Annotated in this window: 12 protein-coding genes and 1 tRNA gene; 5 read left to right on the plus strand and 8 right to left on the minus strand. The window is 43.8% G+C overall.

Features of this window, described 5'->3' with window-relative positions:
- Positions 1-68 precede the first annotated feature (68 nt).
- The gene (gene wecB / locus BacF7301_RS16745) at positions 69-1,154 is read right to left on the minus strand and encodes a non-hydrolyzing UDP-N-acetylglucosamine 2-epimerase (RefSeq protein WP_167964567.1); all 1,086 of its coding nucleotides are present in this window, start codon (positions 1,152-1,154) and stop codon (positions 69-71) included.
- A gap of 92 nt (positions 1,155-1,246) precedes the next feature.
- Between wecB and BacF7301_RS16750 the strand changes: the two genes are divergently transcribed.
- The gene (locus BacF7301_RS16750) at positions 1,247-1,885 is read left to right on the plus strand and encodes a trimeric intracellular cation channel family protein (RefSeq protein WP_167964569.1); all 639 of its coding nucleotides are present in this window, start codon (positions 1,247-1,249) and stop codon (positions 1,883-1,885) included.
- A gap of 7 nt (positions 1,886-1,892) precedes the next feature.
- On the opposite strand, the gene BacF7301_RS16755 is transcribed toward BacF7301_RS16750, so the two are convergent.
- The 3 genes from BacF7301_RS16755 to BacF7301_RS16765 form a co-directional block, all read right to left on the minus strand.
- Entirely contained in the window at positions 1,893-2,387 is a 495-nt protein-coding gene (locus BacF7301_RS16755; protein ID WP_167964571.1) for a DUF4251 domain-containing protein, read from the minus strand.
- A gap of 193 nt (positions 2,388-2,580) precedes the next feature.
- Positions 2,581-3,543 carry a M48 family metallopeptidase gene (locus BacF7301_RS16760; RefSeq protein ID WP_167964573.1) on the minus strand — a complete coding sequence of 321 codons (963 nt, stop codon included), beginning with the start codon at positions 3,541-3,543 and terminating at the stop codon, positions 2,581-2,583.
- Positions 3,544-3,585: 42 nt separating this feature from the next.
- Positions 3,586-4,146: a LemA family protein gene (locus BacF7301_RS16765; RefSeq protein ID WP_167964575.1), complete on the minus strand. Its 561-nt coding sequence runs from the start codon at positions 4,144-4,146 to the stop codon at positions 3,586-3,588.
- A 240-nt stretch (positions 4,147-4,386) separates the two neighbouring features.
- On the opposite strand from BacF7301_RS16765, the gene BacF7301_RS16770 reads away from it, so the two are divergent.
- Positions 4,387-4,890 carry an RNA polymerase sigma factor gene (locus BacF7301_RS16770; protein ID WP_022140214.1) on the plus strand — a complete coding sequence of 168 codons (504 nt, stop codon included), beginning with the start codon at positions 4,387-4,389 and terminating at the stop codon, positions 4,888-4,890.
- Positions 4,891-5,011: 121 nt separating this feature from the next.
- Here the strand turns inward: BacF7301_RS16770 and mtgA are convergent, their stop codons facing one another.
- From mtgA to BacF7301_RS16785, 3 genes are all read right to left on the minus strand, one after another.
- On the minus strand, positions 5,012-5,761 hold the full coding sequence (gene mtgA, locus BacF7301_RS16775; RefSeq protein ID WP_167964577.1) for a monofunctional biosynthetic peptidoglycan transglycosylase: 750 nt from the start codon (positions 5,759-5,761) through the stop codon (positions 5,012-5,014).
- On the minus strand, positions 5,739-6,455 hold the full coding sequence (locus BacF7301_RS16780) for a YiaD family glycine zipper/OmpA-like lipoprotein (RefSeq protein WP_167964579.1): 717 nt from the start codon (positions 6,453-6,455) through the stop codon (positions 5,739-5,741). Before BacF7301_RS16780 ends, mtgA begins: the two co-directional genes overlap by 23 nt.
- A 164-nt stretch (positions 6,456-6,619) precedes the next feature.
- On the minus strand, positions 6,620-7,972 hold the full coding sequence (locus BacF7301_RS16785; RefSeq protein WP_167964581.1) for an MATE family efflux transporter: 1,353 nt from the start codon (positions 7,970-7,972) through the stop codon (positions 6,620-6,622).
- A 92-nt stretch (positions 7,973-8,064) separates the two neighbouring features.
- Between BacF7301_RS16785 and BacF7301_RS16790 the strand changes: the two genes are divergently transcribed.
- Together BacF7301_RS16790 and BacF7301_RS16795 are read left to right on the plus strand one after the other, a co-directional pair.
- Positions 8,065-9,450, plus strand: coding sequence for a GDSL-type esterase/lipase family protein (locus BacF7301_RS16790; protein ID WP_167964583.1), 1,386 nt, complete (start codon positions 8,065-8,067; stop codon positions 9,448-9,450).
- 193 nt (positions 9,451-9,643) lie between these two features.
- Complete coding sequence (locus tag BacF7301_RS16795) at positions 9,644-11,512, plus strand: PAS domain-containing sensor histidine kinase (protein WP_167964585.1); 1,869 nt, start codon at positions 9,644-9,646, stop codon at positions 11,510-11,512.
- Positions 11,513-11,729: 217 nt separating this feature from the next.
- Here the strand turns inward: BacF7301_RS16795 and BacF7301_RS16800 are convergent.
- Positions 11,730-11,802 (minus strand) — tRNA-Lys (locus tag BacF7301_RS16800).
- A 120-nt stretch (positions 11,803-11,922) separates the two neighbouring features.
- Between BacF7301_RS16800 and ettA the strand changes: the two genes are divergently transcribed.
- Entirely contained in the window at positions 11,923-13,611 is a 1,689-nt protein-coding gene (gene ettA, locus BacF7301_RS16805) for an energy-dependent translational throttle protein EttA (RefSeq protein WP_167964587.1), read from the plus strand.
- Positions 13,612-13,738: the final 127 nt, after the last annotated feature.

The following is a 13,738-nucleotide window of genomic DNA, read 5'->3' on the forward strand; positions in this document are numbered from 1 at the left end:
TAATAGTTTCACGGCATGAAACTACTTGTCTCATGCCGTGTGACGGAATGGGACAAGTAAGGTGACTGTTATTTGCTTGATAGAATCTGTACGATACGTTCTGCAGTGCGTCCGTCCCAACGTTCGGGCAGCTCGCCGCGCTTCCAATCGCCTTTCATCAGCGTATCCATTGCTTTGGCGAGTAGAATCGGGTCTTCTCCAACAAGTTCGTTTGTTCCCATGCGCCACGTTTCGGGGTGTTCGGCATACGTATTGAGAGTGATACAAGGAATACCTAGGAAGGTTGCTTCCTCTGCCACATTGCCGGAGTCGGTAATAATACCTTTTGCTTTATTAATCAGGTAGCCGAAGAAAAGATAATTCTGTGGCGGCATGATATGCAGGTTCGGAGCTTCGATACCAAGTTCTTTGATAGCATTGCGCACATAGGTGTGCAGCGGTGCTACGATGGGTATGCCGGCAGACTTTTCAATGATTGTTTCCATCAGTTGTTTCAGATTCTCTCTGTCATTGAGCAATACGCGGCGGTTGAGAGTAAGCAGGAGATAATTGCCTTCCTGCAATCCCAGCACGGAGAACCATATTGGTTTGAGTAACCGATTGCGGTTGTAGCGGATGGCATCTATAAGGATATTGCCTACATAATATACGTTTTCACTCTCCGTTCCTGTCTGATTCAGGTTGCGGTTGGCGACCATGCCGGCCGTAAACAGGTAGTCGGATAGTCCGTCCGTAATCATGCGGTTCACTTCTTTCGGCATTTTCATGTCGAAGGAACGGGTTCCGGCTACGAGGTGTGCCACTTTGATTCCTTGCTTTTTGGCAACGATGGCGCAACTCATGGTTGCGGTCAGGTCGTCCACCACAAGAACGACGTGTGCCGGGTTTTCGGTCAGCTCCTGTTCGAAAGCCACCATGATTCCTGCTGTCAAACTCGTTGGATTACTGCTTTCCACTCCCAGATAGACATCGGGAGCTTTCATGTCGAGATCCGAAAAGAGAGAAGCATCCAGACTCGTATCATCTTTTCTGCCCGTATAGACCAGTCGGTAAGAGATACTTTTACCCAGCGCCCGTGCGGCTTCAATAGCGCGTGTAATGGGAGCTATCTTCATGAAATTGGGGCGTGCCCCGGCAACAATTGTTATTTTCATATTGTTTCTATCATATTCGGTTTAATTCGTGAAGCAAATGTACATTTTCTTACGGAATTTATTCGTTACTTTGCATACAAAATAACAAATATATGCCCACATTCGTTCAAATTCTTGATTTTATAGGCACATTTGCCTTTGCTATTAGTGGTATCCGGCTTGCTTCGGCAAAACGTTTCGACTGGTTCGGAGCCTATGTTGTAGGACTTGCTACGGCTATCGGCGGTGGTACTCTTCGTGATGTCCTGCTCGATGTTACTCCGGGATGGATGACAAATCCCATTTATCTGATTTGTACGGGACTGGCTTTGCTGTGGGTGATTTGCTTCGGACGCTGGCTTATCCGGCTCAATAATACGTTCTTTATTTTCGACTCTATCGGACTGGCGCTGTTCACTGTGGTAGGTGTGGGCAAAAGTATTGCCTTGGGCTATCCTTTTTGGGTAGCAATCATTATGGGTAGCATCACGGGAGCGGCAGGTGGTGTGATTCGTGATGTCTTTATCAACGAAATTCCCCTGATATTCCGAAAAGAGATTTACGCAATGGCCTGTGTGGTAGGCGGCATTGCCTACTGGCTTTGCGATGTCGCGGGACTTGAGTCGTACGGATGCCAGCTCATTGGCGGTTCGGCAGTATTCCTGACCCGCATCCTGGCTGTAAAATATCATATCTGCCTGCCTATATTAAAAGGTGGGGAAGATATAAAAGAAGATGTAAAAGAGGAGTAGGGGATACTTATTCGTCTTTTATATCCAATTCTCCCTGAAAACTGATGGATTGACGATTCTGCATATTGACATCAATGCTTGTTGAACCATTGGAGTATACTTTTGCCCTGAATTCATACCTGTCTTCAGGATTTCGGGCTATGAACTTGATAACAGCATTCCCTTTTTTATCCATTTCCATGGTATATTCCTTGAGGGGCGCCCGGAAGTTCAGTCCGTCTCCGCCACCATAAGGGATGCTGTAAGCCCGTCCGAAATAAGGCAGATAAGAGATAACCGAATCATTTCTGATTTCCAGTGAGTAGGGAGATGTCAGAGGGATGGAACGTCCGCGCATCGGCAGGGCGGTCTGTACATCTATCTTGTAGTTCTCGGATGCGATGAGCTTTTTTACAGCTTCTTTCTTTTGTTCCTTTTTCTCCTTTTTACTTTGAGCCGAAAGGGTTGGGAAGCCTACTAGCAAGGCTAGCAGCAACATTAAGATTTGTTTCTTCGTTTTCATATCAGTTGCATTTAGGTTGATATATACATATATAACAATCAAATATACTAAAAAGTCAGGAACTCTTCTCTTTTCTTTAATGAAAATTAAACAGAAATCCTGACCTTTACCATAATGTATATCTTACCTTATGTCCCGATATGTCTTGCCTATACCTTATATATAAGGAGAATTTAAACTTATATAAGGGAACTTAGAACTGTTCCAATATCTCAATCCGCTTTTCAATAGGGGGATGAGTGGCGAACAAACCACTTAGTTGGCTGTATAACCCTTTTGTTTTCTTTTTAGGATTTTGAATAAATAATTGGGCTACGTCTTTTCGTTCCACAGCTTCTATTGCCGGGTCGACAGAAATTTTGCGCAAAGCACTGGCGAGCGCCAACGGATTCTTCGTCATTTCTGCCGAACCTGCATCTGCCATGTATTCGCGCTTGCGTGAAATGGCAAAACGCATCAAGCTGGCGAAAAGGAAACCGATGGCAGCTATCAATAAAGCGACTATCATGAAGAGGAAAATTCCCCCGCTGCCTTTACTGTTGCTGCGTACACGTATATGCGTGATGGCATAGAACGTGATTTCCGTCAGCATGGAGAAGATACCTACAAATACGATGGAGATAATCAACAAACGCACGTCCCGGTTACGGATATGGGTAAGCTCATGACCGATTACGGCTTCCAGCTCTTCATCATTCAGCTTTTTGATGATACCTCTCGAAAGAGTAATCGTATATGTGCGGTCATTGATTCCGCTTGCAAATGCATTCAGTGAATCATCATAAATGATATTTATCTTCGGCATACTCATGCCCTGAGACATACAGAGATTCTCCACCAGGTTGTAAACGCGTTTGTTCTCCTTGCGGTCCAGCGGCTTGGAACCTGTGGCGGAATTAATGATTCTTGTATTTGCCCAATAGGCGATAAGAAACCAGATTGCCACCACTCCTAAGGTATAGGGTAGGGAAGAGAGGAAGAAATGATTGACCATAGGCATCATTTCGACTTCCATGCTTTTTCCATATCCGAAAAGAATCAATAGGTAACAGGATAGATAAAGAAGCGCTGTTACCAGACAGGGAAAAAGGATTAATAGGAACGCGGAACGTATGTTGTTCCGGCTTTGCTGTGTTTGGATTCCGACGTATTGCATCGCGTGTTTGATTTATGCAGTGAGTGAACGGTGACTGGAGATTTAGAAATTGATTTTGGGAGCCTGTTCCAGATTAGCGCGTTCATTCTTTCCCAAATCGAACATGATTTCTCTTTGGAATCCGGTCATGCCTGCTATGATATTAGAAGGGAATGTCTGCACGGCGTTATTATATTCTTTGGTAGCCGAGTTGAAATAACGGCGGACAGCAGCCAGCTTATTCTCCACGTCGGATATTTCTTCCTGTAATTGCAGGAAATTCTGATTTGCCTTTAGGTCGGGATAGGCTTCCAGTGTGATTTTCAGTCCTGCAAGAGCAGAGCTTAGCTGATTTTCAGCCGCTATCTTATCGTCGATAGTCTTGGCGTTGACAGCGCCGTTACGTGCCTGAATCACACGGTCGAGTGTCTCTTTTTCGTGTGCGGCATATCCTTTCACGGTATCTACCAATTGCGGAATCAAGTCATGGCGTTGCTTCAACTGCACGTCAATGTCGGCAAACGCGTTTTCACGATTGTTTCTCAGTCTCACTAGCGAATTGTACATGGATGCAAAAATGATGCCCAACAATACAATAATTCCTACAACAATAAGTATAGTCATCGTCTTTTAATTTATTAGATTAATGTTAATCAAAAGTAATCTATTTGATTCTTTTAAGCAAATGAATGGGAGCTTTTTCTTCAAATACCACCCGAAAACTATCAGAAAGCACCGAAAAACTATCATTTGATAGAAATAACCCCTAAGAAATGATTAAAATACCCCTGTGTGAGACGCGAAATACCTTTAAACTTGCAACCGACGAGAAAAACGAAATATTAACCATAAAACCCTTAAAGTATGAAAAGTTTAAGTTTCAGAAAAGATTTAATTGGAGTTCAGGAGGAGTTGCTTCGTTTCGCTTATAAACTAACGGCCAACCGCGAAGAAGCGAACGATTTGTTGCAGGAAACATCTTTAAAAGCCTTGGATAATGAGGAAAAATTTGCTCCGGACACAAATTTCAAGGGATGGATGTATACTATCATGCGTAACATCTTTATTAATAACTACCGGAAAATCGTACGCGACCAGACTTTCGTAGACCCCACCGATAATTATTATCACTTGAACCTGCCTCAGGATTCAGGATTCGAAAGCACGGAAGGTGCCTATGACTTGAAGGAAATGCACCGCATTGTCAATGCATTGCCAAAAGAGTATAAGGTGCCTTTTTCCATGCACGTATCCGGTTTCAAATACCGTGAGATTGCAGAGAAATTAGGTTTGCCATTAGGCACAGTGAAGAGCCGCATTTTCTTCACGCGCCAACGTTTACAACAAGAATTGAAGGACTTCGTATAATGAGGATAACACATACAAACAAGCTTATAGACATAAAAGGAGCAAGAGAATAAGATTCTCGTTGCTCCTTCTTCTTTTTCCTTATATAATAAGGATATAGATGAATAGTCACGGTATCTGCCTACCGTTTCTTCTTTTTCTTGCTTTTGCTACTTTTCTTTTCTGTAGTTTTCTCTTCCGGCGGGAACTTGGGAACCAGGTTCATCAACCGTAAGATTTGATTTTGCCGTTTTAGTATGTAAGGCGAAGGCTTCGCCGAATTAAACCGTATCGGATTGGGAAGAGTGGCGGCTATGAGGGCACATTGACCTTTCGTTAGTTTGGCGGCTGTCGTGCCGAACTTGTTTTTTGCGGTAGCTTGCGCTCCGTAGATGCCGTTTCCCATTTCAATAGAGTTGAGATAGACTTCCATGATTCGTTCTTTCGACCAGAATGTTTCGATAAGGAACGTGAAATAAACTTCAAGCCCTTTCCGTACCCACGAAGACTGCGGCCATAAGAAGACGTTCTTGGCTGTCTGCTGACTGATGGTGCTTGCGCCCCGTTTCCGTTTGCGTGTTTCATTCTCTTTCATCGCTTTCTTGATTTCTACGAAATCGAACCCGTTATGCTCGGCAAAACGGTTGTCTTCGGAAGCGATGACTGCCATCGGCAGGTTGGGAGATATCTTATCAAAAGAAACCCACGTGTGTTTCCACGTGGGTTTATCTCCTGAGAAAATCTGCTGAACGCTTCGGATAACCATCAACGGAGTGATATAAACCGGCATAAACCGATAGATAATGACCGTCAGTAAGGTCGATGCAAAGAAGAATATCAGCAGGTTGCGCGTATAACGCAGTAATTTCTTAATGAGAAGCTGCTTGTGCATCTCTAATCATTTGCTCACTAGCGTACATGTAAACTTCTACACGACGGTTCTGTTCACGGCCGGCTGCTGTGTCATTGTTTGCAACTGGGTCGCTTTCGCCCATTCCTTGTACACCTTTAATCTGATTGGTAGAAACACCACAACTCAACAGGTAGCTGGATACACTCTGTGCACGTTCCTGTGACAGGTTCAGGTTCTTTTGCTGGCTTTGTGCGGCAGTACTGTTCTTCCAACCCTGGTTGTCGGTATATCCATAAATGGATACGTCCATGTCACGGTTCTGGTTGAGTACGTTGTTGGCAAATTTGCTCAGAGCAGATTTGGCGGCAGCACTCAGAGTTGCATTACCCGTAGTGAAAAGAATTCCTGAATCGAATGTAACTTTCACGGCTTGCAGTCCGTTGTTGTCTGTTATCTGTTCTACTTGTGCGCCTTCGATTTGTTTTGCTTCCGCCGCTGCCTTATCCATCTTCTTGCCGATAAGAGCACCGGTTCCCGCACCTACTGCCGTACCAATGGCAGCACCGATAGCGGCACCTTTGCCTTTGCCGATAACACCACCGAGGATTGCACCCAGTGCAGCGCCCGAACCACCACCGATAGCAGCACCTTTACCAGTGTTGTTCATACTTCCACAACTACCAAATATCATGGCTATACTCATGAAGAGAACCATAAATTTCATCTTGTTCATAATGTTGATGTTTTAAAAAAATAGGTTTATAAATATAGTTTTATACGAATCACATCGTATAATAAATAACACCGCAAAGATACATATTATTTGGCAAGCATGTACTTTTTAAGTTAAAATAACTCGGACGGTTCTTTTTGTGTGTTAATGAGGAGAACTAAAAGCTATCCTTTGGCCACACTACGGATATTCAGGCACTTTTTCTTGATGATGACAAACCAGCTTAAAAGAATCAGTCCTTTGGCAACCGTAGTGACGCAGACAGCCCACCAAATGCCTTCTACTCCCATACCCATCCGTACAAACAGGATGGCAAGCGGGATACGCATATAGTTGCATACGATACTGATAACAGCAGGCGGTATTGTACGTCCGATACCATAGAATACTCCCTGCATGGTGATTTCGAGCATCATAAAGAGCTGCGAATACCCGTCGATACGCAGGAATACACCTCCGGCTTCGTAAGCCGCTTGTTCAGGGACAAAAATAGAGAAGACCTCATTTCCGAAGAAAACAAAAAGCAATGTGCAGAATGTTCCGAAAATTCCTGTCATCCATAAGGTTGTGTGCCAGGCTCTAAGTACCCGCTCGATTCGTCCGGCCGCATAGTTTTGGGCGATAAAGGCACTTAGTGCGGTGGAGAACCCTTGCGAAGTATTCCAAGTGATGGCTTCTATCTGTCCGCCGGTGGTGAAAGTCATCAGGCCGATATGTCCGCCCTGCTCTGAAGCTGTGCGGCAAAGGAACATATTGACGAAAGCAAATAGAGTGTTCAAAGTCGCTACGGGGAGTCCCAACTTTAAGATTCTCCGTGTGTATTTTTTCTTCAGACGGGTAAAGAAGGGGAATCCGCCGAGCAGGGCATCTCTGTGACGTAACTGATAGATGAAAATAAGAAATACACTCGCTTCTGCAATCCAGGTAGCATAAGCTGCGCCGTTTGTTCCCAGTCCGAATCCGAATATGAACAGAGGGTCGAGGATGATGTTCAGTATCAATCCCGTGCCGCTTATAAAGAAGGGAACTTTACTGCGTCCTGCCGCATTATAAATACCTGTGAAGGCGGCGGAGAGGAATACGAACGGCAATCCGGTCGAAACAATCCGTAGGTATTGTACGGCATTGGCGGTAATATGCTCTTCAAGCTCATAGATACGTATGATAGGCTCTGCGAAAACGAAAAGCAATGTCCCCCAACACAAGGAAATAATCAATGCAATTGTAATATTGTGAGATGCGAAGTTCCGTGCGTCTTCCTGACTCTGTGCACCGATGGACTGTCCGACACTGACTTCGGAACCTACCTTATTTAATAAGGAGATAGAACCGGACATCCACGTCAGGATACCGACAGAGCCAATGGCGGCTACGGCTTCACTTCCCAGTCGTCCCACCCAAGCCATATCCGTAAGACTATATGCCATCTGAATGAATGAAGTTGCCATGATAGGCATTGCCAGATTGAACAGTTGACGGTTGATAGGGCCTTGCGTAAGATTCTTTATTCCTTGCATATAATTTTTTATAATCAAAATGGGGTGCAAAGATACACAAAATTACTATCTTCGCACATCTAATTATTCATTAATCAAAGTACATAGATACTATGAAACAGAAATTTTCTACTATTTTTTTCCTGTTACTTCTTTTGTTGGCAGGTTCCCGGGTGGTAGCTCAAAATGCTCCGAAACCATTTGATATTGAACAACCTTCGCTTCGTGTATTCCTTCCTGCACCGGAACTGGCAACGGGTCGTGCTGTGGTGGCATGTCCGGGTGGCGGATATTCTCATTTGGCTGTCGATCACGAAGGTTATGACTGGGCACCGTATTTCAACAAACAAGGTATTGCACTGATTGTCTTGAAATACCGCATGCCGAAAGGCGACCGCACGCTTCCTATCTCAGATGCCGAAGCTGCCATGAAGATAGTTCGTGACAGTGCGGATGTATGGAACCTGAATCCGAATGACATTGGTATCATGGGGTCTTCCGCCGGTGGTCACTTGGCATCGACCATCGCTACCCATGCCAAACCCGAACTCCGTCCGAATTTCCAGATTCTTTTCTATCCGGTGATTACGATGGATAAATCTTATACTCACATGGGTTCTCACAACAATCTTTTGGGTCAGGATGCGTCCGCCGAACTGGAAGCTGAATATTCCAATGAAAAGCAAGTGACGAAGGATACGCCCCGTGCCTTTATCGTTTATAGTGACGACGACAAGGCTGTTCCACCCGCCAACGGAGTGAACTATTACCTCGCTCTGAACAAGCACAAAGTCCCTGCCGTCCTTCATATCTATCCTTCCGGCGGACATGGCTGGGGAATCCGTGAGAACTTCCTTTATAAGAATGAAATGCTGAACGAGCTGACTTCCTGGCTGAATAGCTTCAAAGTACCTCATAAGGATGCGATTCGTGTTGCTTGCATCGGCAATAGCATTACCTACGGAGCCCGCATCAAGAACCGCAACCGCGACAGTTACCCTGCCGTATTGGGACGTATGATGGGTGGTGCATATTGGGTGAAGAATTTCGGAGTAAGTGCCCGCACCTTATTAAATAAGGGCGACCATCCTTATATGAATGAAAAAGCCTATCAGGACGCATTGGCTTTCAACCCCAATATCGTAGTCATCAAACTTGGAACGAACGACAGCAAATCATTCAACTGGAAGTATAAGGCAGACTTCACAAAAGACCTGCAAACAATGGTAGATGCTTTCAAAGCCCTTCCGGTCCAACCTAAAATTTATCTCTGTTATCCTTCCAAAGCTTATCAGACTGGTGACAATATCAACGATGATATTATTTCAAAAGAAATCATTCCGATGATAAGGAAGGTTGCCAAGAAAAACAACCTGTCTGTTATCGACCTTCATACGGCAATGGACGGAATGCCCCAGCTTTTCCCGGACAAGATTCATCCGAACGAAGCGGGAGCTGAAATAATGGCAAAAGCCGTTTATCAGGCTTTGAAAAAGTAAAACGAAATACAATAATCACAAAATTTCCGGCTGTAATGTTCTCTTTCCGAGAGCTTTACAGCCGGAAATTTTTTTGTTTAATGACGCATAATCTTCTTATAATATACTAAAAAGTGTGTTTTCAGAAAGTTATAATTAATTGGAATTTTTAATTTTGCGCGCTTTAACTATGTTGAACTGATTGGTGGATGTTATGAATAAACAGAAAGATTTTACATTTTTCTCGAAGCTAATGGCTTGCGCTAATATGGGATGGTGGAAAGCCAATTTAGCAACATTGAGTTATGAATGTTCTGAACATATAGCAGAACTTTTAGGTTTGGATAAAACTGGGATTATCAGTTTCGAGGACTTCGATAAACGCATACTGAAAGGGGAACAGCACCTCACGGCAATCTATGCTTTAGGTGTGCTTCAAATACCGGAATCCGTATATTTGCTCGACACAAAGAGAGGTGCTGTATGGGTACGGAGCAAAGTTTGCTTTAAAGAAACGGACGAAGAAGGAAATACAATAGTTTACGGCATAGTCGAAATACAGGACGCTCCCGATATGGCATCGGCATATCAGGCTTTGCAATATAGCGAACGACTCCTGCGCAAAATCTTCAAACACCTGCCCGTAGGTATCGAACTATACAATAAAAATGGAATTTTGATGGACCTGAACGATAAGGAACTCGAAATGTTTCATGTCGATAAAAAGGAAGATATCCTGGGCATCAACATATTCGACAATCCTATTTTCCCGGAAGAAATGAAAAAACGGCTGCGTAATAATGAAGATGCCGATTTTACTTTCCGCTATGATTTCTCGAAAGTAGGGCAGTATTATCCGAATTCGAAGAAAGAAGGAACGATTGATTTAGTAACAAAAGTAACTACCCTGTATGATGATAATCATAATCCGGTAAGTTATCTGCTGATTAATGCAGATAAGACGGAAACGACTGTCGCTTATAATAAGATTCAGGAATTTGAGGAGTTCTTCGAACTGGTCGGTGATTACGCTAAAGTGGGTTATGTCCATTATAATATTTTGAGCGGGCAGGGGTATGCCCAAAAAAGTTGGTATAGGAATATAGGTGAAGCGGACGGCACGCCATTGTCTGAAATCTTTGGTATCTACCGGCATTTTCATCCCGACGACCGTGAATCAATGATTCGTTTTCTGGAAGATGCGCGGAAAGGCGCAGCTGTCAAATTTAACCATGAAATACGTGTTCTTAGGGCAGATGGTGCATATACATGGACGCATGTCAACCTGCTAGTCAAGAAATATGCTCCGCAAGATAATATTATCGAGCTAATCGGTATCAACTATGATATTACCGAACTGAAGGAAACGGAAGAGAAACTTGTCAAGGCCCGCGATAAAGCCGAAGCGTCCGACCGTCTGAAATCTGCTTTTCTGGCTAATATGAGCCATGAGATACGTACTCCCTTGAATGCTATCGTCGGCTTTTCAAGTCTGTTGGCAAGTACGGAAGATGTGGCGGAGAAAGAACTATATAATTCACTCATCAGCCACAACAACGAGCTCTTGCTCAATCTGATAAACGATGTCCTTGACCTTTCCAAGATAGAATCCGGTTATTTGGAACTGCATCCTAATTGGTTTAACTTGGCAGAACTTCTTAACGAGAGCGTCGCAGAATATGCCTGTCAAGTGCCTTCTGGCATCGAACTTCGTACTAACTATCCCGAGCAGGACTTCTTAGTGGATTTAGACAGGTTGCGTATCAAACAGATATTGAACAACTTCCTCTCGAATTCTCTCAAGAACACAACTCGAGGGCACATAGAAGTATTCTATGAAATAGATTCCTGTTGTGTACGTATCGGCGTCAGCGATACTGGACGTGGAATAGCTCAAAATATGAGGGAAAAGATATTCGAAAGATTTGAGAAAGTAGACTCTTTTGCCCAAGGTGCAGGGCTGGGCTTGTCTATCTGTAAATCTATTGTCGATAAAATGAACGGACGGATATTGATAGATTCCCAACTGGGTATAGGCAGTACTTTTGTAATCGAATTGCCTTGTCAATCTGTTCAAGTATAAAACAACTTCGTTCTGATTTATTGAGGTAATTAGTGATTTATTTTTGTTACCCCTAATCGTTTTTTGGGGGAAGGGGGTACGATTTGGATACTAAAGTGTGTCTTTTCGTGCCCCTTTTTGCCTTTCAAGCAAGACTGAAACAATGAAAAAAGTCCTACAATACATTGATATTGTAGGACTTGTCTCTTTTTTGTCGCCGTTTGGCTTTGTTCTTATGTGATCCAGCTGGGGCTCGAACCCAGGACCCCAACATTAAAAGTGTTGTGCTCTACCTGCTGAGCTACTGAATCAATCCTTATTTGCTTTCTTTCGAATGCGGGTGCAAAGGTAGAACATTTTTTTAGAACTCCAAAGGATTTCAAACATTTTTCTTATCTTTGTGCCATTATCAACAATATATAATCTTACATATGGCTGACGATAAAAAAATAATCTTCTCGATGGTGGGGGTAAGCAAAGCTTTTACACCCAATAAGAATGTGCTGAAAGACATTTACTTGTCATTCTTTTATGGAGCGAAAATCGGAATTATCGGTTTGAACGGTTCCGGTAAATCAACTTTATTGAAGATTATCGCAGGTTTGGAAAAATCCTATCAGGGAGAAGTAGTATTCTCACCCGGATATTCTGTAGGTTACTTGGCACAGGAACCTCATTTGGACAACACAAAAACAGTAAAAGAAGTAGTAATGGAAGGCGTGCAACCTATTGTTGACGCACTAACAGAATACGAAGAAATCAACCAAAAATTCGGTCTGCCGGAGTACTATGAGGACCAGGACAAGATGGACGCCCTCTTTACCCGTCAAGGCGAATTACAGGATATTATTGACGCAACAGACGCATGGAATCTCGACAGCAAACTGGAACGCGCAATGGACGCCCTTCGCTGTCCGCCCGAAGACCAACCGGTAGTCAATCTTTCCGGTGGTGAACGTCGCCGTGTAGCCCTCTGTCGTCTACTATTGCAGAAACCTGACATCCTGTTGCTGGACGAACCTACCAACCATCTGGACGCAGAATCTATCGACTGGCTGGAACAGCACTTGCAACAATACGAAGGAACAGTTATCGCCGTAACTCACGACCGCTACTTCCTTGACCACGTTGCCGGATGGATTCTTGAACTCGACCGTGGCGAAGGTATTCCCTGGAAAGGTAACTACTCTTCTTGGCTGGAACAGAAAACCAAACGTATGGAAATGGAAGAGAAAACAGTCAGCAAACGTCGTAAAACGTTGGAACGCGAGCTGGAGTGGGTGCGTATGGCTCCGAAAGCCCGTCAGGCAAAGGGCAAAGCCCGTCTTAACTCTTACGACAAATTGCTGAATGAAGACGTAAAAGAGAAAGAAGAGAAACTCGAAATCTTTATTCCGAACGGTCCTCGCTTGGGTAACAAAGTAATTGAAGCCAAACATGTAGCCAAAGCCTACGGCGACAAACTTCTCTTTGACGACTTGAACTTCATGCTTCCACCTAACGGCATCGTCGGCGTAATCGGCCCCAATGGTGCAGGAAAAACTACTTTGTTCCGCCTGATTATGGGGTTGGATACGGTAGATAAAGGCGAATTTGAAGTAGGGGAGACTGTAAAAGTAGCTTATGTAGACCAGCAACACCGTGACATCGACCCGAACAAAAGCGTTTATCAAGTCATCTCCGGCGGTAATGAATTGATTCGTATGGGTGGACGCGATGTAAATGCCCGTGCCTACCTTTCCCGTTTCAACTTTTCAGGCGGCGACCAGGAAAAACTCTGCGGCGTCCTTTCCGGTGGTGAAAGAAACCGCTTGCACCTGGCGATGGCTTTGAAAGAAGAAGGCAACGTATTACTGCTCGATGAGCCTACCAATGACATCGACGTAAATACATTGCGTGCACTGGAAGAAGGTCTGGAAGACTTCGCTGGTTGCGCGGTAGTTATTTCGCACGACCGTTGGTTCCTCGACCGTATCTGTACACACATTCTTGCTTTCGAAGGAGACTCCAATGTATTCTACTTCGAAGGCTCTTATTCAGAGTACGAAGAAAATAAATTGAAACGTTTGGGAAATGAAGAACCGAAACGCGTTCGTTATAGAAAGCTAATGACTGACTAGGATTAGGTTTTATATTGAAAGTAAATTTCTCACATTTGTAATAGAAAGAAAGCTCTGCAGATAATTGCAGAGCTTTTTTGCTTTAACAAACTTCAACAATGCTTTAACTCCTTAAAAAAATGTAGTA

Origin of the sequence: Bacteroides faecium (genome assembly GCF_012113595.1) — a bacterium.
GTDB classification, from domain to species: Bacteria; Bacteroidota; Bacteroidia; order Bacteroidales; family Bacteroidaceae; genus Bacteroides; species Bacteroides faecium.